Annotated in this window: 19 protein-coding genes and 3 pseudogenes; 12 read left to right on the top strand and 10 right to left on the bottom strand. The window is 64.5% G+C overall.

Features of this window, described 5'->3' with window-relative positions; translation table 11 throughout:
* From FFS27_RS09635 to FFS27_RS09610, 6 genes are all read left to right on the top strand, one after another.
* Positions 1-970 (top strand): diguanylate cyclase domain-containing protein (locus FFS27_RS09635; RefSeq protein WP_137951984.1); only part of this gene is annotated, 970 nt, incomplete at its 5' end.
* A gap of 84 nt (positions 971-1,054) precedes the next feature.
* Positions 1,055-1,795: a sulfate transporter CysZ gene (cysZ, locus tag FFS27_RS09630; protein WP_021264322.1), complete on the top strand. Its 741-nt coding sequence runs from the start codon at positions 1,055-1,057 to the stop codon at positions 1,793-1,795.
* Positions 1,796-2,172: 377 nt separating this feature from the next.
* Positions 2,173-4,185 carry a ceramidase CerN gene (gene cerN, locus FFS27_RS09625; protein ID WP_019486727.1) on the top strand — a complete coding sequence of 671 codons (2,013 nt, stop codon included), beginning with the start codon at positions 2,173-2,175 and terminating at the stop codon, positions 4,183-4,185.
* A gap of 341 nt (positions 4,186-4,526) precedes the next feature.
* Entirely contained in the window at positions 4,527-6,719 is a 2,193-nt protein-coding gene (locus FFS27_RS09620; RefSeq protein ID WP_023101475.1) for a phosphocholine-specific phospholipase C, read from the top strand.
* 16 nt (positions 6,720-6,735) lie between these two features.
* Positions 6,736-7,359 (top strand): phospholipase C accessory protein PlcR, encoded by a 624-nt coding sequence (plcR, locus tag FFS27_RS09615; RefSeq protein ID WP_023101476.1) that lies wholly within the window; start codon positions 6,736-6,738, stop codon positions 7,357-7,359.
* 87 nt (positions 7,360-7,446) lie between these two features.
* Positions 7,447-8,667, top strand: a complete 1,221-nt coding sequence (locus FFS27_RS09610; protein ID WP_003085828.1) for a glycosyltransferase family 4 protein — start codon at positions 7,447-7,449, stop codon at positions 8,665-8,667.
* 3 nt (positions 8,668-8,670) lie between these two features.
* Here the strand turns inward: FFS27_RS09610 and FFS27_RS09605 are convergent, their stop codons facing one another.
* From FFS27_RS09605 to FFS27_RS09585, 5 genes are all read right to left on the bottom strand, one after another.
* Positions 8,671-9,630, bottom strand: a complete 960-nt coding sequence (locus tag FFS27_RS09605; protein WP_003085826.1) for a DegV family protein — start codon at positions 9,628-9,630, stop codon at positions 8,671-8,673.
* 190 nt (positions 9,631-9,820) lie between these two features.
* Entirely contained in the window at positions 9,821-10,933 is a 1,113-nt protein-coding gene (locus FFS27_RS09600) for an NADH:flavin oxidoreductase (protein WP_003085824.1), read from the bottom strand.
* A gap of 40 nt (positions 10,934-10,973) precedes the next feature.
* Positions 10,974-11,564, bottom strand: coding sequence for a TetR/AcrR family transcriptional regulator (locus tag FFS27_RS09595; RefSeq protein ID WP_003085819.1), 591 nt, complete (start codon positions 11,562-11,564; stop codon positions 10,974-10,976).
* A gap of 150 nt (positions 11,565-11,714) precedes the next feature.
* Positions 11,715-12,197, bottom strand: a complete 483-nt coding sequence (locus tag FFS27_RS09590) for a glutathione peroxidase (protein WP_003109429.1) — start codon at positions 12,195-12,197, stop codon at positions 11,715-11,717.
* A 205-nt stretch (positions 12,198-12,402) separates the two neighbouring features.
* Positions 12,403-12,888 (bottom strand): FKBP-type peptidyl-prolyl cis-trans isomerase, encoded by a 486-nt coding sequence (locus FFS27_RS09585; protein WP_003085816.1) that lies wholly within the window; start codon positions 12,886-12,888, stop codon positions 12,403-12,405.
* Here FFS27_RS09585 and FFS27_RS09580 point away from each other — a divergent pair.
* The 4 genes from FFS27_RS09580 to FFS27_RS09565 all read left to right on the top strand — a co-directional run bounded on the left by FFS27_RS09580 (position 12,857) and on the right by FFS27_RS09565 (position 17,597).
* Positions 12,857-13,195, top strand: a complete 339-nt coding sequence (locus FFS27_RS09580; protein WP_003109430.1) for a DUF3565 domain-containing protein — start codon at positions 12,857-12,859, stop codon at positions 13,193-13,195. The genes FFS27_RS09585 and FFS27_RS09580 overlap by 32 nt on opposite strands.
* Entirely contained in the window at positions 13,195-14,379 is a 1,185-nt protein-coding gene (locus tag FFS27_RS09575) for an acetate kinase (RefSeq protein WP_003085814.1), read from the top strand. The genes FFS27_RS09580 and FFS27_RS09575 overlap by 1 nt, the downstream gene beginning before the upstream one ends.
* A 62-nt stretch (positions 14,380-14,441) precedes the next feature.
* On the top strand, positions 14,442-16,556 hold the full coding sequence (gene pta / locus FFS27_RS09570) for a phosphate acetyltransferase (RefSeq protein ID WP_003085813.1): 2,115 nt from the start codon (positions 14,442-14,444) through the stop codon (positions 16,554-16,556).
* A 126-nt stretch (positions 16,557-16,682) separates the two neighbouring features.
* Positions 16,683-17,597, top strand: coding sequence for an acyltransferase (locus FFS27_RS09565; protein WP_021264321.1), 915 nt, complete (start codon positions 16,683-16,685; stop codon positions 17,595-17,597).
* A 69-nt stretch (positions 17,598-17,666) separates the two neighbouring features.
* Here FFS27_RS09565 and FFS27_RS09560 read toward each other — a convergent pair whose 3' ends face one another.
* A complete protein-coding gene (locus tag FFS27_RS09560; protein ID WP_003085808.1) occupies positions 17,667-18,380 on the bottom strand; it encodes an OmpA family protein in 714 nt (237 codons plus the stop codon).
* 105 nt (positions 18,381-18,485) lie between these two features.
* Positions 18,486-19,130 carry an MBL fold metallo-hydrolase gene (locus tag FFS27_RS09555; RefSeq protein ID WP_012614442.1) on the bottom strand — a complete coding sequence of 215 codons (645 nt, stop codon included), beginning with the start codon at positions 19,128-19,130 and terminating at the stop codon, positions 18,486-18,488.
* A gap of 50 nt (positions 19,131-19,180) precedes the next feature.
* On the opposite strand from FFS27_RS09555, the gene FFS27_RS09550 reads away from it, so the two are divergent.
* Both FFS27_RS09550 and FFS27_RS09545 read left to right on the top strand, forming a co-directional pair.
* Positions 19,181-19,528 (top strand): hypothetical protein, encoded by a 348-nt coding sequence (locus FFS27_RS09550; protein ID WP_021264320.1) that lies wholly within the window; start codon positions 19,181-19,183, stop codon positions 19,526-19,528.
* A 30-nt stretch (positions 19,529-19,558) separates the two neighbouring features.
* A pseudogene (locus FFS27_RS09545) lies at positions 19,559-20,698 on the top strand (IS3 family transposase).
* Between the two features lie 559 nt (positions 20,699-21,257).
* Here the strand turns inward: FFS27_RS09545 and FFS27_RS09535 are convergent.
* From FFS27_RS09535 to oruR, 3 genes and pseudogenes are all read right to left on the bottom strand, one after another.
* Positions 21,258-21,950, bottom strand: coding sequence for a hypothetical protein (locus FFS27_RS09535; RefSeq protein ID WP_124135708.1), 693 nt, complete (start codon positions 21,948-21,950; stop codon positions 21,258-21,260).
* Between the two features lie 298 nt (positions 21,951-22,248).
* Positions 22,249-22,317 (bottom strand): annotated as a pseudogene (locus FFS27_RS33565) (MBL fold metallo-hydrolase); the annotation flags it as partial.
* A 101-nt stretch (positions 22,318-22,418) separates the two neighbouring features.
* Positions 22,419-22,845 (bottom strand): annotated as a pseudogene (gene oruR / locus FFS27_RS09530) (ornithine utilization transcriptional regulator OruR); the annotation flags it as partial.

Below are 22,845 nucleotides of genomic sequence, written 5' to 3'. Positions count from 1 at the left end.
CGCCCACTCGATACGCCTGAGCGACTTCGGCAACGACGAGCTGGGACAACTGGCGGGCGAGATGAACCAGATGCTCGAGCGCCTGGAACACAGCGAGGCGCGCGACCGGGCGATCCTCCAGTCGATGCGCGACGGCTACTTCGAAATGGACGTCGACGGCGTGATCCTCACCGTCAACCCCGCGCTCTGCCAACTGCTCGGTCAGACGCGCGAAACGCTGATCGGCCACCCCTACTACGAACTGCTCGGCGAAGACGACCTGGCGCGTGCCCGCCAACCCTTCCAGCGCGCCATGCAGAGCGGCGCAGGCAAGACCTTCGCCATCCCCCTGCAGCGCGCCGACGGCAGCCTCGGCTACTTCGAGGCCACGGTTTCGCTGATCCACGACCTGCAAGGCGAACTGCGGGGCTACCGCGGCATCGTCCGCGACGTCAGCGACCAGATCGCCTACCAGCAGCAATTGCTGGAAATGGCCTACCGCGACCCGCTGACCGGCCTGGGCAACCGCAAGGCCTTCGACGAGCAGCTCGGCCAGGCGTTGCTCAGGGCCGGCTCCGGCGGAAGCGAACTGGCCCTGCTGTACCTGGACCTGGACCGATTCAAGGAGGTCAACGACCGCTTCGGCCACGATGTCGGCGACGCCCTCCTGAAGGCCGTCGCCGAGCGCGTGCGCAGCACCCTGCGACAGCCGGACAAGGCCTACCGCCTGGGCGGCGACGAATTCGCTGTGCTCCTCGAGGACAGCCAGGAGAACAATCCGCAGCGCCTTGCAGAACGCCTGCTGGCGGCGCTGGTCCAACCGCTCGCGCTGAACGGCGAACGCATCGACTTCGTCACCCCGAGCATCGGCATCGCCCTCTATCCGCGGCACGCCGGCGACGCCGAAGGACTGGTCCGTGCCGCCGACAGTGCCATGTACCAGGCCAAGCGCCAGCGCAACCACTATTGCCTGTACCGGGCGCCAGCCTGAAATGCGCGGTCAAACAGGCTCTGTCGCGGGCTTTCGCCAGTCTGCTAAGGTTTCAGCCCGCATCCCATCGGAGAACCATTCCCTATGCCAGCCCTGAGCGGCCCGCAATACCTCGGCGAAGGCCTGAAGCTGATCATGCGTCCCGGCCTGCGCCTGTTCGTGCTGATCCCCCTGACCCTCAACCTGCTGGTGTTCGCCCTGCTGATCGGCTTCGCGATGCAGCAGTTCAGCCACTGGGTCGACCTGCTGATGCCCAGCCTGCCCGACTGGCTGAGCTTCCTGCAGTACATCGTCTGGCCGTTGTTCGTCCTGCTGGTGCTGGTGATCGTGTTCTTCACCTTCACCATGGTCGCCAATATCATCTCCGCGCCGTTCAACGGCTTCCTCTCGGAAAAGGTCGAGGTGGTGGTTCGCGGCCGCGACGACTTCCCGCCGTTCAACTGGGCCGAACTGCTGGCGATGATCCCGCGCACCATGGGTCGCGAGATGCGCAAGCTCGCCTACTTCCTGCCGCGCGCGCTGGTGCTGCTGGTGCTGAGCTTCGTGCCCGGGGTCAACCTGATCGCCACGCCGCTGTGGATCCTCTTCGGCATCTGGATGATGGCGGTGCAGTACATCGACTATCCGGCGGACAACCACAAGCTCGGCTGGAACGAGATGCTCGCCTGGCTGCGCAGCAAGCGCTGGGCGTGCATGGGTTTCGGCGGGATGACCTACCTGGCGCTGCTGATCCCGCTGGTCAACCTGGTCATGATGCCCGCCGCCGTCGCCGGCGCCACCCTGTTCTGGGTCCGCGAGGAAGGCGAGAAGGCGCTGGTGAAATAAGCATGCGCCCGGTGTCCGCTGTCGGCATTGTCAGGCGGGCGTCAGCGCCCTGACAGCCGGCGTCGGGCACACTACGAATGCCCTCGGGAGCGTCGGCGCAGGCCGCAGCCGAGACCTGCGCCAGCCCTTGCAGGCCGGCTCGACGCTGCCGAACCGACTGGCCGCCGGTGCTTCCCCACGCAGGCGGCCTTTTTTTACCCGCCGGCCTTGCCGTCCATGCAGGATGGCCGGCGCTCACCCCCTTCCTGTCCGCTACGCCCCCCTCGACGCCGCCACCCTGGCACTACAGTGGCAACCAGGCGAGGCAGGCTCCGGCCCGCTTTCGATGACCACCGTCCCCAGCCCGCCCAGCGGCGGAAAACAAGAAGAGGGTCGCCATGTCACGTTCCGTAGTCACCGCACTGTTGCTGTCCTGCGTCCTGCTGGCGCTCTCCATGCCTGCCAGGGCCGACGACCTGCCCTACCGCTTCGGCCTGGGCAAGGCGGACATCACCGGCGAAGCCGCCGAAGTCGGCATGATGGGTTACTCCTCCCTCGAACAGAAGACCGCCGGCATCCACATGCGCCAGTGGGCGCGTGCCTTCGTGATCGAGGAAGCGGCCAGCGGACGTCGCCTGGTCTACGTCAACACCGACCTGGGGATGATCTTCCAGGCCGTGCACCTGAAGGTCCTGGCCCGGCTCAAGGCGAAGTACCCCGGTGTCTACGACGAGAACAACGTGATGCTCGCCGCCACCCACACCCACTCCGGTCCGGGCGGCTTCTCCCACTACGCGATGTACAACCTGTCGGTGCTCGGCTTCCAGGAAAAGACCTTCAATGCCATCGTCGACGGCATCGTCCGCTCCATCGAGCGGGCCCAGGCCAGGTTGCAGCCCGGCCGCCTGTTCTACGGCAGCGGCGAGCTGCGCAACGCCAGCCGCAACCGTTCGCTGCTGTCGCACCTGAAGAATCCGGACATCGCCGGCTACGAGGATGGCATCGACCCGCAGATGAGCGTGCTCAGCTTCGTCGACGCCAACGGCGAGCTGGCCGGCGCGATCAGTTGGTTCCCGGTGCACAGCACCTCGATGACCAACGCCAATCACCTGATCTCCCCGGACAACAAGGGCTACGCCTCCTATCACTGGGAGCACGACGTCAGCCGCAAGAGCGGTTTCGTCGCCGCCTTCGCCCAGACCAATGCCGGCAACCTGTCGCCCAACCTGAACCTGAAGCCCGGCTCCGGTCCCTTCGACAACGAGTTCGACAACACCCGCGAGATCGGTCTGCGCCAATTCGCCAAGGCCTACGAGATCGCCGGCCAGGCCCAGGAGGAAGTGCTCGGCGAACTGGATTCGCGCTTCCGTTTCGTCGACTTCACCCGCCTGTCGATCCGCCCGGAGTTCACCGACGGCCAGCCGCGCCAGTTGTGCACCGCGGCCATCGGCACCAGTCTGGCCGCCGGTAGCACCGAAGACGGTCCAGGCCCGCTGGGGCTGGAGGAAGGCAACAATCCGTTCCTCTCGGCCCTGGGCGGGTTGCTCACCGGCGTGCCGCCGCAGGAACTGGTGCAATGCCAGGCGGAAAAGACCATCCTCGCCGACACCGGCAACAAGAAACCCTACCCCTGGACGCCGACGGTGCTGCCGATCCAGATGTTCCGCATCGGCCAGTTGGAACTGCTCGGCGCCCCCGCCGAGTTCACCGTGATGGCCGGGATGCGGATCCGCCGCGCGGTGCAGGCGGCCAGCGAAGCGGCCGGTATCCGCCATGTGATCTTCAATGGCTACGCGAATGCCTATGCCAGCTACGTCACCACCCGCGAGGAATACGCCGCCCAGGAATACGAAGGCGGCTCGACCCTCTACGGCCCCTGGACCCAGGCCGCCTACCAGCAGTTGTTCGTCGACATGGCGGTGGCGCTGCGCGAACGCCTGCCGGTGGAAACCTCGGCGATAGCGCCGGACCTGTCCTGCTGCCAGATGAACTTCCAGACCGGAGTAGTGGCCGATGATCCCTATATCGGCAAGTCCTTCGGCGACGTGTTGCAACAACCCAGGGAAAGTTATCGCATCGGCGACAAGGTGACCGTCGCTTTCGTGACCGGACATCCGAAGAATGACTTGCGCACCGAGAAGACTTTCCTGGAGGTGGTGAATATCGGCAAGGATGGCAAACAGACGCCCGTGACCGTTGCCACCGATAATGACTGGTATACCCAATACCGCTGGGAGAGAGTGGGTATATCTGCCTCGAAAGCGACTATCAGCTGGTCCATTCCACCAGGGACCGAGCCCGGCCATTACTACATCAGGCACTATGGCAACGCGAAGAACTTCTGGACCCAGAAGATCAGCGAAATCGGCGGCTCGACCCGCTCCTTCGAGGTGCTCGGCACCACTCCCTAGCGGGCTCCAGCCAAGGTTTCGAGATTCGCCAGCCAACTTTATGACGCATGAAAGTCGTCAAATAAAATGTGATTTAAAACACATGAACAAGTGACCTTTCATTCAGCCGACAAGGGCATGGAACTCTATTTCCATGCCCTTTGTTTTTATCCCGAAAAACTTCTCAAGTTGTCGCTCAAGGTCATATCGAAGTCGCTTTCGGGATCAACCGATAAATTATCGTCATGAAACCATCGGCTCGCTGTATTCCCTGCCGGAAAAACAGCGAAGACGATTAATCATCTCGAAACAAGAAGTACGCAGATTGATGGAAATCAAAAAACCACCCGGGAAATAAAACGATGACCGAAAACTGGAAATTCCGCCGTCGAACCTTTCTCAAGCACGGCGCCCAGGCCGCTACCCTGGCCGGCCTTTCCGGGCTGTTCCCGGAGACGCTCCGGCGCGCCCTGGCCGTCGAGCCGGACATCCGCACCGGAACCATCCAGGACGTCCAGCACGTGGTCATCCTGATGCAGGAGAACCGCAGCTTCGATCACTACTTCGGCCACCTCAACGGCGTCCGCGGCTTCAACGACCCTCGCGCGCTCAAGCGCCAGGACGGCAAGCCGGTCTGGTACCAGAACTACAAGTACGAGTTCTCCCCCTATCACTGGGATACCAAGGTCACCAGCGCCCAGTGGGTGAGTTCGCAGAACCATGAATGGTCGGCCTTCCACGCGATCTGGAACCAGGGCCGCAACGACAAGTGGATGGCGGTGCAGTATCCCGAAGCCATGGGCTACTTCAAGCGCGGCGACATTCCCTACTACTACGCCCTGGCCGACGCCTTCACCCTGTGCGAGGCCTACCACCAGTCGATGATGGGCCCGACCAATCCGAACCGCCTCTACCACATGAGCGGACGCGCCGCCCCCAGCGGCGACGGCAAGGACGTACACATCGGCAACGACATGGGCGACGGCACCATCGGCGCCAGCGGCACGGTGGACTGGACCACCTATCCCGAGCGGCTAAGCGCCGCTGGCGTGGACTGGCGGGTCTACCAGGAAGGCGGCTACCGCTCCTCGTCACTCTGGTACCTGTACGTCGACGCCTACTGGAAATACCGGCTCCAGGAGCAGAACAACTACGACTGCAACGCCCTCGCCTGGTTCAGGAACTTCAAGAACGCTCCGCGCGATTCGGACCTCTGGCAGCGCGCCATGCTCGCCCGCGGCGTCGACCAGTTGCGCAAGGATGTGCAAGAAAACACGCTGCCGCAGGTGTCCTGGATCGTCGCGCCCTACTGCTACTGCGAGCATCCCTGGTGGGGCCCCTCGTTCGGCGAGTACTACGTGACCCGGGTGCTCGACGCGCTGACCAGCAACCCCGAGGTCTGGGCCAGGACCGTGTTCATCCTCAACTACGACGAGGGCGACGGCTTCTATGACCACGCCAGCGCCCCGGTGCCGCCGTGGAAGGATGGCGTCGGCCTTTCCACGGTCAGCACCGCCGGCGAGATCGAGGCATCCAGCGGGCTGCCCATCGGGCTCGGCCACCGCGTCCCGCTGATCGCCATCTCGCCCTGGTCGAAGGGCGGCAAGGTCAGCGCCGAAGTGTTCGACCATACCTCGGTGCTGCGCTTCCTCGAACGCCGCTTCGGCGTCGTCGAGGAAAACATCTCGCCCTGGCGGCGTGCCGTCTGCGGCGACCTGACTTCGCTGTTCGACTTCCAGGGCGCAGGCGATACCCAGGTCGCCCCCGACCTGACCAACGTCCCGCAGAGCGACGCGCGCAAGGAGGACGCCTACTGGCAGCAGTTCTACCGGCCCAGCCCCAAGTACTGGTCCTACGAGCCCAAGAGCCTGCCCGGCCAGGAAAAGGGCCAGCGCCCTACCCTCGCGGTGCCCTACCAGTTGCACGCCACGCTGGCCCTCGACATCGCCGCCGGCAAGCTGCGCCTGACCCTGAGCAACGACGGCATGAGCCTGCCGGGCAATCCGCAGGGACACTCCGCTGCGGTATTCCAGGTGCAGCCGCGGGAAGTCGGCAATCCGCGCTTCTATACCGTGACCAGCTATCCGGTGGTCCAGGAAAGCGGAGAGGAACTGGGCCGGACCCTCAACGACGAACTCGACGACCTGATCGACGCCAACGGCCGCTACGCCTTCGAGGTGCACGGCCCCAACGGCTTCTTCCGCGAGTTCCACGGCAACCTGCATCTCGCCGCGCAGATGGCGCGGCCCGAGGTATCGGTCACCTATCAACGCAACGGCAACCTGCAGTTGAACATCCGCAATCTCGGCCGCCTGCCGTGCAGCGTGACGGTGACGCCGAACCCGGCCTATACCCAGGAGGGCAGCCGTCGCTATGAACTCGAACCGAACCAGGCGATCAGTGAAGTGTGGCTGTTACGCAGCAGCCAAGGCTGGTACGACCTCAGCGTGACCGCCAGCAATACGGAAGCCAACTATCTCCGCCGCCTGGCCGGACACGTCGAGACCGGCAAGCCGAGCAGGAGCGATCCATTGCTCGACATCGCAGCGACCTGAAGCGAGGAGTCCATCGATGAGACCTACCCTGACCTGGACCTTGCTGGCCCTGCTGCTCTGCGGCACGGCCATCGGCGCCGTCCTGTTGTTTTACCCATCGGAGCCGGCGCCCGTCGCGCCCTTCGCGTCTCCCCCGCAGGCCACACCGGCGGCAAAACCTTCCATTCCTTCCCGAGCCCCCGAGATGAATACAGCCACCGCTCCCGACAACCTGGAACAGCAACTCGGCGAGTTCGGCCGCAACGCCGGGCAGATGTCCGAGATCGAACGCAAGCAGGCCGCCGAAGGCCTGATCGAACAGCTCAAGCGCGAGGTGGCGGTCGGCGCCGATCCGCGCCAGACCTTCGAGGAGATCCAGCGTCTGACGCCCTATGTGGAAGCCGATGCCAGGCGCCGCGAGGCGCTCGACTTCGAGATCTGGATGGCGCTCAAGGACAACGCCTCCGTCCAGCAGCAAGCGCCGACGCCTGGCGAGGAAGAGCAACTGCGCAAATACGCGCAAGAGTCGGACAAGGTGATCGCCGAGGTGCTCGCCAGCGTCGACGGCGAGGAGCAGCGTCACGCCGCCATCGACGAACGCCTCAAGGCCCTGCGCAAGCAGATCTTCGGCGAGGAGAACCCACGCCTGCTGCAACGCTGAAATCCACGGCGCCCCGACCGGGGCGCCGTCACGCAAGCGTCACCAAAACTTCACATCCGCTACACGGCGTCGGTCGACACTGACGTCATGAGCAGACCTCTAAGCATCGCCCTGATCAGCGAAACCTACCCACCGGAAGTCAACGGCGTCGCCAATACCCTGGGTCGCCTGCATGCCGGTCTCCAGCAGCTTGGCCATCGGGTTCAGGTGGTGCGCCCGCGCCAGCCCGGCGACGACGGCCGGCGCAGCGACGCCGAGCTGGTGCTGACCCGCGGCTGGCCGTTGCCCGGCTACCCCGGCCTGCAATGGGGCATGTCGAGCCTGCACAAGCTGCTGCGCTGCTGGAAGCGCCAGCGCCCGGACGTGCTCTACATCGCCACCGAAGGCCCGCTCGGCTTCTCCGCCCTGCGCGCCGCGCGGCGCCTGGGCATCCCGGCGGTCAGCGGCTTCCACACCAACTTCCAGCAGTACAGCGAGCACTACGGCTTCGGCCCGCTGACCCGGCTGGTCACCGGCTACCTGCGCTGGTTCCACAACCGCACGCAGATGACCCTGGTGCCCAGCGGCAGCCAGCGCATGGAATTGCAACGGCGCGGTTTCGAACGCCTCAACCTGCTCTCTCGCGGGGTCGACAGCCAACTCTTCCATCCCTCCCGGCGCGATCCCGAACTACGCCGGCGCTGGGGCCTGGGCGAACAGGACATCGCCGTGCTGCACGTCGGCCGGCTGGCGGCGGAGAAGAACCTCGGCCTGCTCGGCGGCACCTTCCGCGCGCTCTGCGCCGCCCATCCGCAGCTGAAGCTGCGCCTGGTACTGGTGGGCGACGGGCCGGAGCGCAAGCACCTCGAACGGGACCTGCCCGAAGCGCTGTTCTGCGGCGTCCAGCGCGGCGAAACCCTGGCCGCCCACTACGCCTCGGGCGATCTGTTCCTCTTCCCAAGCCTGTCGGAGACCTTCGGCAACGTGGTCCTCGAAGCCCAGGCCGCCGGCCTCGCGGTGGTCGCCTTCGACCAGGCCGCCGCCGGCCAGCACATCCGCCATGGGCACAACGGCGTGCTCGCCGCGCCGGGCGACAAGAGCGGCTTCGTCGAAGTCGCCAGTTGGCTGCTGGACGACCAGGAACGCCTGCGCCGGGTCCGTCTCAACGCCCGCCAGCACGCCAGCCGGCAAGGTTGGGACAGCATCGTCGAGCACTTCCAGAACTACCTGGAGGACGCCTGCGCCAGTCCGCTGGTCCAGCCCGCTCGGTCGAAGCCCGAGCGGCCGCCGGCGGAGGATGGCGGGGCCTTGCCACGCAGCCGCGAGTAGGTCTCAGGCAAAGGCTTTCGGCGCGGCGATGAAGCCCAGGCTCATGGCCCCGGCGCCCAGGTTGATGCCGCCGGTGGGACTGAGCATGCCCAGGTGCAAGTGGATGTCGCGCTCGCGGCAGGCGTTCTCCAGCGCGGCGAAGCCCGGCAGGTCGCGCAGCGCGGTCGGATCGCCGGCATAGCTGAGACCCAGTTGCGGTGCCAGCAGCTCACCCGCCTGTACCCGCGCCAGGGCATAGCCGAACAGCTTCTCCGCCGACTTCTCGAAGCTCGGCGAGAGCGCCACCGGTTTGTCCTCGCCATCGGCCAGGCTGAACACCGGCTTGACGTCGAGCAGCGAGCCCAACCCCAGCGCCGCGCCCTTGACCCGGTCGACGAAACCGCTGCGATCACCCTTCTGGAAGCCGCGCCGGCGCAAGTGGCCCAGGTCGTCGGCGACCAGGTAGGTGCAGGTCTGCTGGCTGAGCTGTTCGAGGCGCGTACGCAGCGCGTTGGGGTGGCTGCCCTGCGCCAGCAGGCGCGTGCCCTCGGCCGCCAGGCAGGCGATGCCGGCGAACACCGAGTGGCTGTCGAGTACGCGCAGGGTGAAGGGACCGGCGATGCCGGCCGCGTGGCGGCGCTCGTGGTAGTGCTGGAGCAGGCCGAAGGAGGCCTGGGTGGCGTGCTCGAAGATCGGACTGCGCAGGCTGTCGACGGTGAGGCAGACCACGTAGTCGAAGTCGGTCACCAGTTCGTCGAGGAACCATTGTTGCAACTCGGCGGCGGAGAGCGGCTGGCTGCCGTCCTTGCTACCGACCTTGGGCAGGTGGTCGCGGTAGAAGCTCAGGGTGGTGTCGGGGTCGCGTCGATCGATGAGCCGCTGCTCGCCCAGGCGGATCCCGATCGGCATCACGCGGATGCCGTGGGCGGCGAGGAATTCGGGCGGCAGGTCGCAGGTCGCGTCGACCACCAGGCCGATACGCATGGATTCGCTCCTCTGGCCGTTTCTCGGCCTATTGTTGTGTTGGCGGTCATACAATGCCGGTTTCGGACTTTGAAGTCAGCCGGTCGCACGGCGGGTTTTCGGAAAAAATCACGGCCATGAAAAATCCCACCCCGAGGGGTGGGATCTGCTTGCCGGCGCGGCGCCGGGCCGGTGCGTCGCGGACGCGCCTTCAGACCAGGCTGGCCAGGGCCTCGCGGCTGAACGGCTTGATGTCGCCGATACGCCCCTCGCGGACCTTCACCGCCCACTCCGGATCCACCAGCAGCGCGCGGCCCACCGCGACCAGGTCGAACTCGCCCTTGTCCAGGCGCTCCACCAGGCCGTCGATGCTCGCCGGCTGCGCCACCTCGTCGGTTTTGCCGAAGAATTGCAGGAACTCGCTGCCGTCCAGGCCGACGTTACCCACGGTAATGGTCGGCTTGCCGGTCAGCTCGCGGGTCCAGCCGGCCAGGTTGAGTTCCGAGCCTTCGAACTCGGGAATCCAGAAGCGGCGGGTCGAGCAGTGGAAGATGTCGACGCCGGCCTCCACCAGCGGCGCGAGGAACTCGCGCAGGCCCTCCGGGGTTTCCACCAGGCGCGCGGAATAGTCCTGCTGCTTCCATTGGGAGAAGCGGAAGATGATCGGGAAATCCGCGCCGACCGCCGCGCGCACCGCCCGCACCAGCTCGACGGCGAAGCGCGAGCGATTGGCCAGGCTGCCGCCGTACTCGTCGTCCCGCTGGTTGCTGCCTTCCCAGAAGAACTGGTCGATCAGGTAGCCGTGGGCGCCGTGGATCTCCACCCCGTCCATGCCGATCGCCTGGGCGTCGCGGGCGGCCTGGGCGAAGGCGGCGATGACTTCCTGGATGTCGGCCTTGCTCATGCCGTGGACCAGCACCTTACCGTCCTTGGCCTTCTCCATCGGGCCGTAGCCGGGCACGCTGGCGTCCGGCTCCACGCCCAGGCGCCGAACGCTGCCGACGTGCCAGAGCTGCGGAACGATGCGCCCGCCCTCGGCATGCACCGCGTCGACCACCTGCTTCCAGCCGGCCAGGGCGTCCTCGCCATAGAAGCGCGGCACGTTCGGATAGCCGTTGGCGGCCTTGTGGCCGACCGTGGTGCCTTCGCTGACGATCAGGCCGACGCCGGCGGCGGCGCGCCGGCGGTAGTACTCGACGACCTTGGCGTTGGGTACGCCGCCCGGGGAAAAGTTGCGGGTCATCGGCGCCATCACCACACGGGTGGGCAGCTCCAGGGCGCCGAGACGGAACGGTTGGAACAGGGCTTCTACGGGGGCACTCATGGACGGACTCCTGAGGGGGAATGGGAGGTTCGGGCAGGTATCAGGCGCGGAGCAGCAGTTCCAGGCGCGACATGAAAGCATTCAACGGAGCGAGGCCGGCGCCGACCTTGAAGCGCGCCAGGGCGCCCTGCCAGGCGAAGCCGATGAAGCCGGCCAGGCTCGCGCAGTCCTCGTCGGCGGCCAGTTCGCCGGCCTCGCGCGCCTGCTCCAGGCAGTCCTGGAGGATTTGCGCGGAAGCCTGCAGGATCGACTCGACCTTGGCCGCGATCGGCGGCGACAGCTCGGCCATCTCGAAGCTCAGGCTGCCGATGAAGCAGTGGTATTCGGGCTTTTCCTGGCGGGCGAAGTGCTCCAGCAGCTCGCCGTAGTAGCGCAGCACCCGCTCGCGCGGGCTGAAGCGGCTGTCGCCGAGGGCCTGGGCGTAGCGCGCCAGGCGCGGCGCGTAGACGTGCTCCAGGGCCTGCTGGGCGAAGGCTTCCTTGCTGTCGAAGTAGTGATAGAAGGAGCCCTTGGGGATGCGCGCGGCCTGGACGATCTCCAGCACCCCGGTGCCGTGGTAGCCACGTCGGGTCATGACCTCGGAGCCCTTGGCCAGGATCAGTTCACGCTTGTCGAGTCGGTTGCTAGTCATGGAACGAGAGAATATGACCGGTCGTCTCGTCCGCCCAGCATTATCAACGGCGGTGATCAGGCGTTACAGGCAGGGGCTTATCGCGTTGCGTCATGAAGCGGCGCAAGACAGGAAAGGAAGCGGCGGGACGCGAACGCGTCCCGCGGGAGATCAACCCAGGGCCTTCTCGATGGCTTGCACCAGGGCCGGGTCGTCCGGCGCCGTGCGCGGGCTGAAACGCGCCAGCACGCGACCGTCGGGACCGAGGAGGAATTTCTCGAAGTTCCAGGTGATGTCGCCGGGAAACTCCGCGCCCTCGCCCGCCAGCAGGCGATAGAGCGGATGCCGCGCGCTGCCGTTGACCTCGACCTTGGCGCTCATCGGGAAGCTGACGCCATAGTTCAGGCTACAGAAGGACTGGATATCCGCCTCGCTGCCCGGCTCCTGGCCGGCGAACTGGTTGCAGGGCACGCCGAGCACCGCGAAACCGCGCTCGCGGTAGGTCTGGTAGAGATTCTCCAGGCCGGCGTACTGGGGTGTCAGGCCGCATTTGGAGGCGACATTGACCACCAGCAGCACCTTGCCCTTGAACGGGGAAAGCGGCAGGTCCTGTCCATCCAACCCCTGCAGGGTGAGATCGTGAAAGGCACTCATGACGTACTCCTTGCGCATTCAGCGACACAACGTGCCAAGCCCCGCACCGGGCAAGAACCCTGGCTGCGGCGCATCCCCAGGGACGGGGTAAAGAGCCCAGGCATGGCGCATGACGCGAAAGGCGCCCACAGGCGCCTTTCGCTATACCAGCTTAGCAGTTCCGCCGGCGGACGGCCCAGGCCATCAATCGGCGAATGAACGCCGATCAGTGGTGGTGACCGCCTTCGCCATGGATGTGACCATGGGCGATTTCCTCGGCGTTGGCCTCGCGCACGTCGACTACCTTGACCTTGAAGTTCAGGCGCTGGCCGGCCAGCGGATGGTTGCCATCGACGGTCACGTCGTCGCCGTCGATGTCGCGGATGGTGACGATCTGCATGCCGCCGTCCGGAGCCGAGGCGTGGAACTGCATGCCGACTTCCAGTTCGTCGACGCCTTCGAACATCTCGCGGGTCAGGGTCGCGACCAGTTCGGCGCTGTATTCGCCATAGGCGTCTTCCGGCTCGATGGCGACGCTCAGTTCGTCACCGACGTTCTTGCCTTCCAGGGCCTTCTCCAGGCCGACGATGATGTTGCCGGCACCGTGCAGGTAGACCAGCGGCGCGCCACCAGCGGAACTGTCGATGACATCCCCGGCGTCGTTGGTCAGGGTATAGTCGATGGAAACCGCCTTGTTGGCCGCGATCTGCATGGTTCGAAACCTTTTCGATAAAGAAGATGAATGCGTAAGTGTACGCATCAATAGCCCCGAAAGCGACCGCGCCCCTGATGAACGGGGCGCGCGAGCGCCGTCGCGGGTGATTGATTTTCATCAGGACGAGGAAGGCCATTGGGTGGCAGTCTTGTCCTGTGGCCATACTCAACACCTGCGCCACCAACCGCCCTGGCAATCGCGCGCCTGGGTCCTTGACGAAAACGAGCGGCACAGACAGCTCGGCCGCGAATTTCGCTGCGGCTGGTGTGCCCGGGAAGAAGAAGAGCAGACCAAGGAGCAGTGATGCCCTCACGCAACATACTGGTGATCAACTGCGGCAGTTCGTCGATCAAGTTCGCCCTGGTCAACGAGGCCCACTCCCTGTTTCCCCTGCACGGCCTCGCCGAGCGCCTGGGCAGCCGCGATGCGGTGCTGCGCTGGAAGCGCGGCGGCGACAGCGACAGCCTGATGATTCCCAACGCCGACCACCGCGCCGCCCTCGCCCAGTTGCTGCCGATGGTGCAGAACGCCGCGGGCGGCAAGCTCCACGGCATCGGCCACCGGGTGGTGCATGGCGGCGAGCTGTTCACCCATGCCACGCGCATCGACGACCGGGTGGTCGAGGCGATCCGGGCCACCGCGCCGCTGGCGCCGCTGCACAACCCGGCCAACCTGCAAGGCATCGAGGCAGCGATGACGCTGTTTCCCAAGCTGCCCCACGTCGCCGTGTTCGACACCGCCTTCCACCAGAGCCTGCCGGAGCACGCCTACCGCTACGCCCTGCCGGAAGCCCTCTACCGCGAGCATGGCGTACGCCGCTACGGCTTCCACGGCACCAGCCACCGCTACGTCAGCCACCGCGCCGCGGAAATGGCCGGGTTGGCGGTCGGCGACAGCAGTTGGCTCAGCGCCCACCTCGGCAACGGCAGCTCGACCTGCGCCATCGTCAACGGCCAGAGCCTCGACACCAGCATGGGCCTGACCCCGCTGGAAGGCCTGGTGATGGGCACCCGCAGCGGCGACGTCGACCCCAACCTGCACAGCCACCTGGCGCGGACCCTGGGCTGGAGCCTGGAGCGCATCGACTCGATGCTGAACAACGAAAGCGGCCTGCTCGGCCTCTCCGACCTGTCCAACGACATGCGCACCCTGGAACAGGAGCGCGAGCAGGGCCACCCCGGCGCGGCCCTGGCGATCGAGGTGTTCTGCTACCGCCTGGCCAAGTCCCTGGCGGCGATGAGCTGCGCCCTGCCACAGCTAGACGGGGTGATCTTCACCGGTGGCATCGGCGAGAACTCGCCGCTGGTGCGCGCCAAGACCGCCGCCCACCTGCGGCTGTTCGACCTGCGCCTCGACCAGGAGGCCAACGCCCGCTGCGTGCGCGGCGTCGCCGGGCCGATCCAGGCCGCGGGGCATCCGCGGGTACTGGTGATCCCGACCAACGAAGAGCGGCAGATCGCCCTCGACACGCTGGCCCTGCTCGACTGAACTGGATCGACGCCCCCGCCCAACCAGGCGGCGTGGCCAAACGCACGGCTTAAGGAGCCCAGATGCATACCTTCTTCATCGCCCCGACCGGTTTCGGCGTCGGCCTCACCTCGATCAGCCTCGGCCTGCTTCGCGCCCTGGAACGCGCCGGGCTGAAGGTCGGCTTCTTCAAACCCATCGCCCAACTGCATCCCGGCGACCTCGGCCCGGAGCGCTCCAGCGAACTGGTGGCGCGCACCCACGGCCTGGATACGCCGAAGCCGCTGCCGCTGGCCCAGGTCGAGCGGATGCTCGGCGACGGCCAACTGGACGAACTGCTCGAAGAGATCATCAGCCTCTACCAGCGCGCCGCCGCCGACAAGGACGTGGTGATCGTCGAAGGCATGGTACCGACCCGTCACGCCAGCTACGCCGCGCGGGTCAACTTCCACCTGGCGAAGAGTCTCGACGCCGAGGTGATCCTGGTCTCCGCGCCGGAAAACGAGACGCTCACCGAACTGACCGACCGTATCGAGATCCAGGCCCAGCTGTTCGGCGGCCCGCGCGACCCGAAGGTGCTCGGGGTGATCCTCAACAAGGTCCGCGGCGAGGCCGACGCGGCCAACGCCGAGGACGGTGTGGCGGACTTCGCCCGGCGCCTCACCGAACACTCGCCGCTGCTGCGCGACGACTTCCGCCTGATCGGCTGCATTCCCTGGCAGGACGAACTCAACGCCGCGCGCACCCGCGACATCGCCGACCTGCTCAGCGCACGGGTGATCAACGCCGGCGACTACGAGCAGCGCCGGGTGCAGAAGATCGTGCTATGCGCCCGCGCCGTGCCCAACACCGTGCAACTGCTCAAGCCCGGCGTGCTGGTGGTGACCCCCGGCGACCGCGACGACATCATCCTCGCCGCCAGCCTGGCCGCGATGAACGGCGTACCCTTGGCCGGGCTGCTGCTGTGCAGCGACTTCCCGCCCGACCCGCGGATCATGGAACTCTGCCGCGGCGCCTTGCAGGGCGGCCTGCCGGTGCTGTCGGTGGCCACCGGCTCCTACGACACCGCGACCAACCTGAACCGGATGAACAAGGAAATCCCGGTGGACGACCGCGAGCGCGCCGAGCGGGTCACCGAGTTCGTCGCCGGGCATATCGATTTCGAATGGCTCAAGCAGCGCTGCGGTACGCCGCGCGAGCTGCGCCTGTCGCCGCCGGCGTTCCGCTACCAGGTGGTGCAACGCGCGCAGAAGGCCGGCAAGCGCATCGTCCTGCCCGAGGGCAGCGAGCCGCGCACCGTGCAGGCGGCGGCGATCTGCCAGGCGCGCGGCATCGCCCGCTGCGTGCTGCTGGCCAAGCCGGACGAGGTCCAGGCGGTGGCCCAGGCCCAGGGCATCGTGCTACCGGAAGGCCTGGAGATCATCGACCCGGACCTGGTGCGGCAGCGCTACGTCGAACCGATGGTCGAGCTGCGCAAGGGCAAGGGGCTGAACGCGCCGATGGCGGAGCAGCAACTGGAGGACAGCGTGGTCCTGGCGACCATGATGCTTGCCCTGGACGAGGTCGACGGCCTGGTCTCCGGCGCCATCCACACCACCGCCAGCACCATCCGCCCGGCGTTGCAACTGATCAAGACCGCGCCCGGCTACAACCTGGTGTCGTCAGTGTTTTTCATGTTGTTACCGGACCAGGTGCTGGTCTACGGCGATTGCGCGGTGAATCCCGATCCTTCGGCCAGTGACCTGGCCGAGATCGCCGTGCAGAGTGCCGCGTCGGCGCAGGCTTTCGGCATCCCTGCACGGGTCGCGATGATCAGCTACTCCACCGGCGACTCCGGTTCCGGGGTGGATGTCGACAAGGTTCGCGAGGCCACCCGCCTGGCGCGCGAGCAGCGCCCCGACCTGTTGATCGACGGACCCTTGCAGTATGATGCCGCCGCCATCGCCAGCGTCGGCCGCCAGAAGGCGCCGAACAGCCCGGTGGCCGGGCAGGCCACGGTGTTCATCTTCCCCGACCTGAACACCGGCAACACCACCTACAAGGCGGTGCAGCGCAGCGCCGATTGCGTCAGCGTCGGGCCGATGCTGCAAGGCCTGCGCAAACCGGTGAACGACCTGTCGCGCGGCGCGCTGGTGGAAGACATCGTCTACACCATCGCCCTCACCGCCATCCAGGCGGACGCCCAGGCCCCGGCCTGAAGGAACGCCGCCCAGTGGGCGGCACTGGCTTCGGCCAGGCACGAGGATGTGCCATGTGAACGGCGGGACCACGCCCCGCTCCACGCGCCCGGCCCTGGCCGGGCGCCTACGTACAAGGACTCCTTGATGCTGTCGTTTCTCCCCCATTTCCTGCGCGGCTCCCTGGCCGGCCTGCTGCTGGTGTCCAGCACCCTGTGCTGGGCCTGCCTGCTGTTCGGCATGACCCTGGTCAAGCTGCTCCTGCCGTTCGCCGCCGCCCAGCGCCTGTGCAGCAAGATCATGAGCCTGATCGCCGAAGGCTGGATCGCCTGCAACAAGGGCTGGATGAACCTGGTCCAGCGCACCCGCTGGAACGTCCAGGGCCTGGAGGGCCTGGAGTACCAACACTCCTACCTGGTCACCAGCAACCACCAGAGCTGGGTCGACATCCTCGTCCTGCAATACCAGTTGAACCGGCGCATCCCGCTGCTGCGCTTCTTCCTCAAGCAGGAACTGATCTGGGTCCCGATCATCGGCCTGTGCTGGTGGGCTCTCGATTTCCCCTTCATGAAGCGCTACAGCAAGGCCTACCTGGCCAGGCACCCGGAGAAGAAAGGCCAGGACCTGGCGACCACGCGCAAGGCCTGCGCCAAGTTCAGCCGCATCCCGGTAGCGGTGTTCAACTTCCTCGAAGGCACCCGTTTCACCCGCGCCAAGCACGACGAGCAGCAGTCGCCGTTCCGCCACCTGCTCAAGCCCAAGGCCGGCGGTATCGCCTTCGTCCTCGACGCCATGGGCGAGCAATTGAAGACCCTGGTCAACGTGACCATCCACTACCCGGACGGCAGCCCGACCTTCTGGTGCCTGCTTTCCGGACGCCTGAAGGACGTCGTGGTGCGCTTCGAGGAACTGGAGATTCCGCGCCAGTTCCTCGGCAAGAGCTACGACCAGGACGCCGGCTACCGCGCGGAATTCCAGCAATGGGTCAACCAGCTGTGGGAGCGCAAGGACCAGTTGCTCGACAGCCTGCACCGCGAGTTTCCCGGTAACGCCAAGGCGTAGGACGAAGAGCGCCGACCAGCGCCCATGAAAAAGCCCGCCGAATGGCGGGCTTTTTCTTCCAGGCCGCGATCAGTACTGCGGCTGGGTCTGCGCCGGGCCCTGGGCGCCCGGAACCGGTCGCAGGTTGACCTCGACGCGCCGGTTCTGCGCGCGACCGTCGGCGGTGGAGTTGCTCGCGATCGGCTGGTCCGGGCCCATGCCGCGGGTACTCAGGCGGGTGCCGTCGACGCCCTGGGCGGTCAGGTAGCCGGCCACGCTCTGCGCACGACGCTGGGACAGGTCCATGTTGTGCTGGCGGCTGCCGGTGCTGTCGGTGTAGCCGACGATCTCGATGGTGTTCTGGTTGTACTGCTTGAACGAGTTCGCCAGGTTGTTCAGCGGCGCGTAGAAACTCGGAGCGATGTTCGCCGAATCGGTGGCGAAGGTGATGTTGCCCGGCATGATCAGCTTGATGTCGTCGCCCTGGCGCTGCACTTCCACGCCGGTGCCTTCCATCTGCCGACGCAGCTCGGCTTCCTGCTTGTCGGCGTAGTAGCCATAGCCCGCAGCGGCCGCGCCAGCGACGGCAGCGCCGATCAGCGCGCCCTTGCCACGGTTGTTGTGGTCGATCGCGGCACCGGCGACGGCGCCGGCCAGCGCACCCAGTCCGCCGTACTTGGCCGTCTTGCTCATGCCACCCTGGCTTTGGCTTTGCGTGTCGTAGGGGTTGTTGTTGGCACAACCGGCGAGCAGCGCCAGTGCGGTGACGGCTGCGGCCAGAGGCAGGCAACGGGAGGTGAACATGGGAAAACTACTCCTCGAGGTACTGAAACGCCCCTGCGTGAGGGGCGGCCGACATCTTAGAGCATAGCCAGGTGGCAAAATTCCCGATGCTCGGAAAAATCCTTTTCAGCCCCTGACGAAGGGATTCTCGCGCATCTCCTCGCCCAGCGTGGTGTCCGGGCCGTGGCCGGCGACCACCGTGGCGTCCTCGTCGAGGCTGTACAGGCGCTGCCTGATCGAACGCTGGATCGCCGCCGAGTCGCCGCCCCACAGGTCGGTGCGGCCGATGCCACGGCGGAACAGGGTGTCGCCGGCGATCAGCAGCTTCGCCCGGGGGAACCAGAAACTCATCGAGCCCGGCGTATGCCCCGGCGTGTGCAGTGCCACTCCGCAACCGCAGGCCAGTTCCTCGTCGTCGGCCAGCCAGCGGTCCGGGGCCGGCACCGGCGTGTAGGGCACGCCGAACAGTTGGCACTGCATCTCCAGGTTGTCCCAGAGGAACTGGTCGTCCTTGTGCAGGTGCAGGCTGGCGCCGGTGCGCTTCTTCATCTCGCCGGAGGCGAGGAAGTGATCCAGGTGCGCGTGGGTATGGATGATGCTGACCACCTGCAGGCCGAGGCGGTCGAGGCGCTGCAGGATCAGTTCGTGGTCGCCGCCCGGATCGACGACGATGGCCTTCCTGGTCAGCGGATCGCCAATGATGGTGCAGTTGCACTGCAAGGGGCCGACGGGGAAGGTTTCGCGGATTAGCGCAGGTTTTGCGGCTTCCATGGGCATTCCTTTATGATATTTGGCACAATTTTGTCACGCCGAGAATTCTAATGGCGACGATTCGGAAGCGCGGCCCATCACAGTGGCAGGTGCAGGTCAGACGTAAAGGATGGCCTTTACAGACCAAGACGTTCAACATCCAGGCCGAAGCGAAAACATGGGCAACCATGATCAAGCGCGAGATGGATGCCGGCGTGTTCGTCAGCCGTAACGAAGCCGAGTCGACCTCATTCGCCAACGCCCTGGAGATGTACGCCGAACAAGTGACCTCCAAAAAGCGCAGCAGCGACTCCGAGCTTTCACGCATTACGGTCTTGCTACGCCACCCGCTAGCCCTCAGATCAATCGCAAGCATCCGGGTGACCTGCCCCCCGATTTCAGTACCATGTCAAACTTAGTAGAGTCCGTTTTCCGAGCAGGAGACGGCAGTGAAAAAGCGTTTTACCGAAGAGCAGATTCTCGACTTCCTCAAGCAGGCGGAGGCCGGTGTGCCGGTGAAGGAACTGTGTCGCCGACACGGCTTCAGTGATGCCTCGTTCTACACCTGGCGGGCCAAGTTTGGCGGTATGACCGTGGCGGACGCCAAACGGTTGAAGGATCTTGAACTGGAAAACAGCCGATTGAAGAAGTTGCTCGCCGAGGCCCACCTCGACATCGAGTCGCTGAAAGTGGTCGCCCGGGGAAAAGGGTAAGCCCGACAGCACGGCGGGAGGCGGTGCAGGAGATGCAGGCGCGAACCGGCATCTCCGAGCGTCGTGCCTGTCAGTTGATCGGGCTGTCCCGCTCGGTGTTGCGCTACCAGCCGCGAGCCAGTGTGCAAAACACCGAGCTGCAAGCCCAACTGGTGGAACTGGCCCAAGAGCGCCGGCGCTTTGGCTATCGCCGCCTGCACATCCTGCTGCGGCGTGCTGGCGTGCAGGTCAACCACAAGCGGATCTATCGCCTGTACCGCGCTGCCGGCTTGATGGTGAAACGTCGGCACCGTCGCCATGGCGTCGCGGTGGAGCGCGAACGTCTGAGTTTGCCGAGCGCATCAAACCAGGTCTGGTCGATGGACTTCGCCTTCGATGCACTGAGCACCGGGCGGCGGATCAAATGCCTGACGGTGGTCGATGACTTCACCAAGGAGTCGGTCGGCATCCTGGTGGATGCACGGTATCAGCGGCTTTCGCGTCACACGGGCGCTGGACGAGATGGCACGGTTTCGCGGCTACCCGAAAGCGATCCGCACCGACCAGGGGCCCGAGTTCACCGGCAAGGCACTCGATCAATGGGCCTATCAGCGCGACATCAAGCTGAAGCTGATTCAACCTGGTAAGCCCACGCAGAATGCCTTCATCGAGTCGTTCAACGGTAAGTTCCGGGACGAATGCCTCAATGAGCACTGGTTCTGTTCGCTGGCCGAAGCGAGAATCCGCATCGCGGCCTGGCGGCGGGATTACAACGAACACCGACCGCACAGCGCGATTGGCAATCTCACCCCGGCAGAATTTGCTGCAAGTTGGCGAACTCGCCAGCAGCAGCTGAAGCAGGAAAAATTAATATCAACCCCAGGGCCTACTAACTAGGCAGCGGTACTAAAACTGGGGACAGGTCATATCGGAGCACATATCTAAACGCCGATCACGCTTTTATCGCTCAGGGCTTCCCGCCCTTGCCTACCAGCTTTCTGTTTCCTAACCTGCTGCGATTTAGTAGGACGGCCTGGTTTTGATCTAACTAAAGAAGTATCTGGCTCTGTGGAAAAACTGACACCAGAGACATGGTCTGCCAGCCATTTTTCTACATCTTCCACGCGCCAGAGAAGCCTTTTTGTTCCTGGTAGACGACAGATTGGAGGCAGCGACCTCGGATTGCGTGAAACATCACTACGAATGCTAGTAACCGACTTATGCAGATAGGCTGCCAAGTCAGCTACTGTAAGAAGAGCCTTCATACTTAAACCCCGTCGCCTGAATAAGCGCCATGTGCGTCTTGAACGCACACAGGGTCTCGAAACCAGCTCAGCTCATGAAGGTAGAACTGACATAAGAATTCTACCTTGACGGTGCAACACAACGCTGAACAACGCTAAAAACCGCAATAACCAGCCACGTCTCGCAACTTCCTCATAACAGCCTTAAAAGGCTAATCAGGAAGTCTTATGCTTGATGCAACTCGTCCAGACCCAACTAAACTCTTAGATAAAATGCCCTTTTCAAATTCTATAGAGCCATCTTTTTCCACGCCCTTATATACTAAATACAACATATCGTCGCTTTCCCCAACAATGCACGCAGCAACGACGTCTGTATTTTTCAATCTTATCTCAGCAACATTACAGTCACGAACTTCTTTAAATGCAGCCCTCTCCGCACTTCCAACTGAGTCAGAGACAACAACGGCCCATAACCCATACAAAGCCACTGAAAAGGCCGTCATTGCAAGAGCAACAACAATAAAGTCCTTTGCATGTCTCAGCCTCAGCCAAAACCATCCATCAGGATTAACCTCAAAGTCCTTTCTTTGCCTCTTAGGGTTCTCGAAGAACATCATCACAGAGGTGAAAACAAACACCCCGGCAAACGCAATCATTAGCGCCGTAAATATAACAAGCAGGCTTACGCCACCGTACACAGCATACAACTGTCCATCAAAACCAAGTCTATTTACCGGGACACCCAACCTAGAATTCAATGTTTCTAAGTACACATACCCTTTTGTGAAAAACAGAGCAAACATTATCGCTATGAAGGACAAACTCTCGAACTTAATTGCGCGCCACAAGCCAAGCCCACTTACGCGACCAGGAGCGCATTTGGCTTCATCTTTCATTTCCATACAGAAACTCCATTTCCTAAATGCAATAGAGGGCACTCGCCCCATAGCCCTACGAGGCTGAGCAACGACAACCGTTTCAAGGCTGGGGTGAGAAGATCGTAAGAGACCATCTCAGTCAAAGCAGCGCCAGAGTGATCCGAAGGAAAGGCCACCTGAGTCGGCACAAAATTGGCACCTCAACCAGCAAAGCACTGCCAAATCATGCTGAAAACCGCTTAACACTGCCAAAGCATAACCAGCTGAAAAATAAAGAGATTTTATAAAGAACCTTTACAAGTCAAGCTATTCCAGCACTTTTAAGATCGCAGTTGCACTGCAAAGGCCCGACGGGAAAGGTTTCGCGGATCAGCGCGGGGGATGTCGACATGCAAGACTCCGATCACGGTCGGCGCGGCAAGCGCGCCATGGATTTCTATGAAACGCCAAGCATGGCACATCCGCCTGGTGCCGAGGACCGTCGGCGTCGGCTCAGGGCGCTTCGCGGTAGTCGCTGGGCAGCTTGCCGGTCCACTTGCGGAACGCCCGGCGGAAGTTCGACGAGTCGTTGAAGCCGAGCAACAGGGCAATCTCGTACAGCGGTAGCTGGGTGGTGGTCAGGTATTGCAGAGCCAGGCGCTTGCGCACATCGTCGAGGACCTGCTGGTAGGTGGTGCCCAGCGACGACAGGTGCCGGCGCAGGCTGCGCCCGCTGGTGTGCAGTTCGCGGGCGGCCTGTTCGAGATCGGGGAAGTCGCCGGGACGCGCCAGCAGCAGGCGGCGCACACGGGTCAGCAGGCCTTCCTGGACGTCCAGGGTGGCCAGCAGCGCCTCGCACTGCTGCTCGCACATCTGCACCGTGGCCGGGTTGGCCAGCGCCATCGGTCGTTCCAGGTACTCGCTGGGCATGCTCAGCCAG

Source organism: Pseudomonas sp. 2VD (assembly GCF_005503585.1).
Taxonomy (GTDB): Bacteria; Pseudomonadota; Gammaproteobacteria; order Pseudomonadales; family Pseudomonadaceae; genus Pseudomonas; species Pseudomonas aeruginosa.
This window is presented reverse-complemented; position numbering and strand designations above follow the sequence as displayed.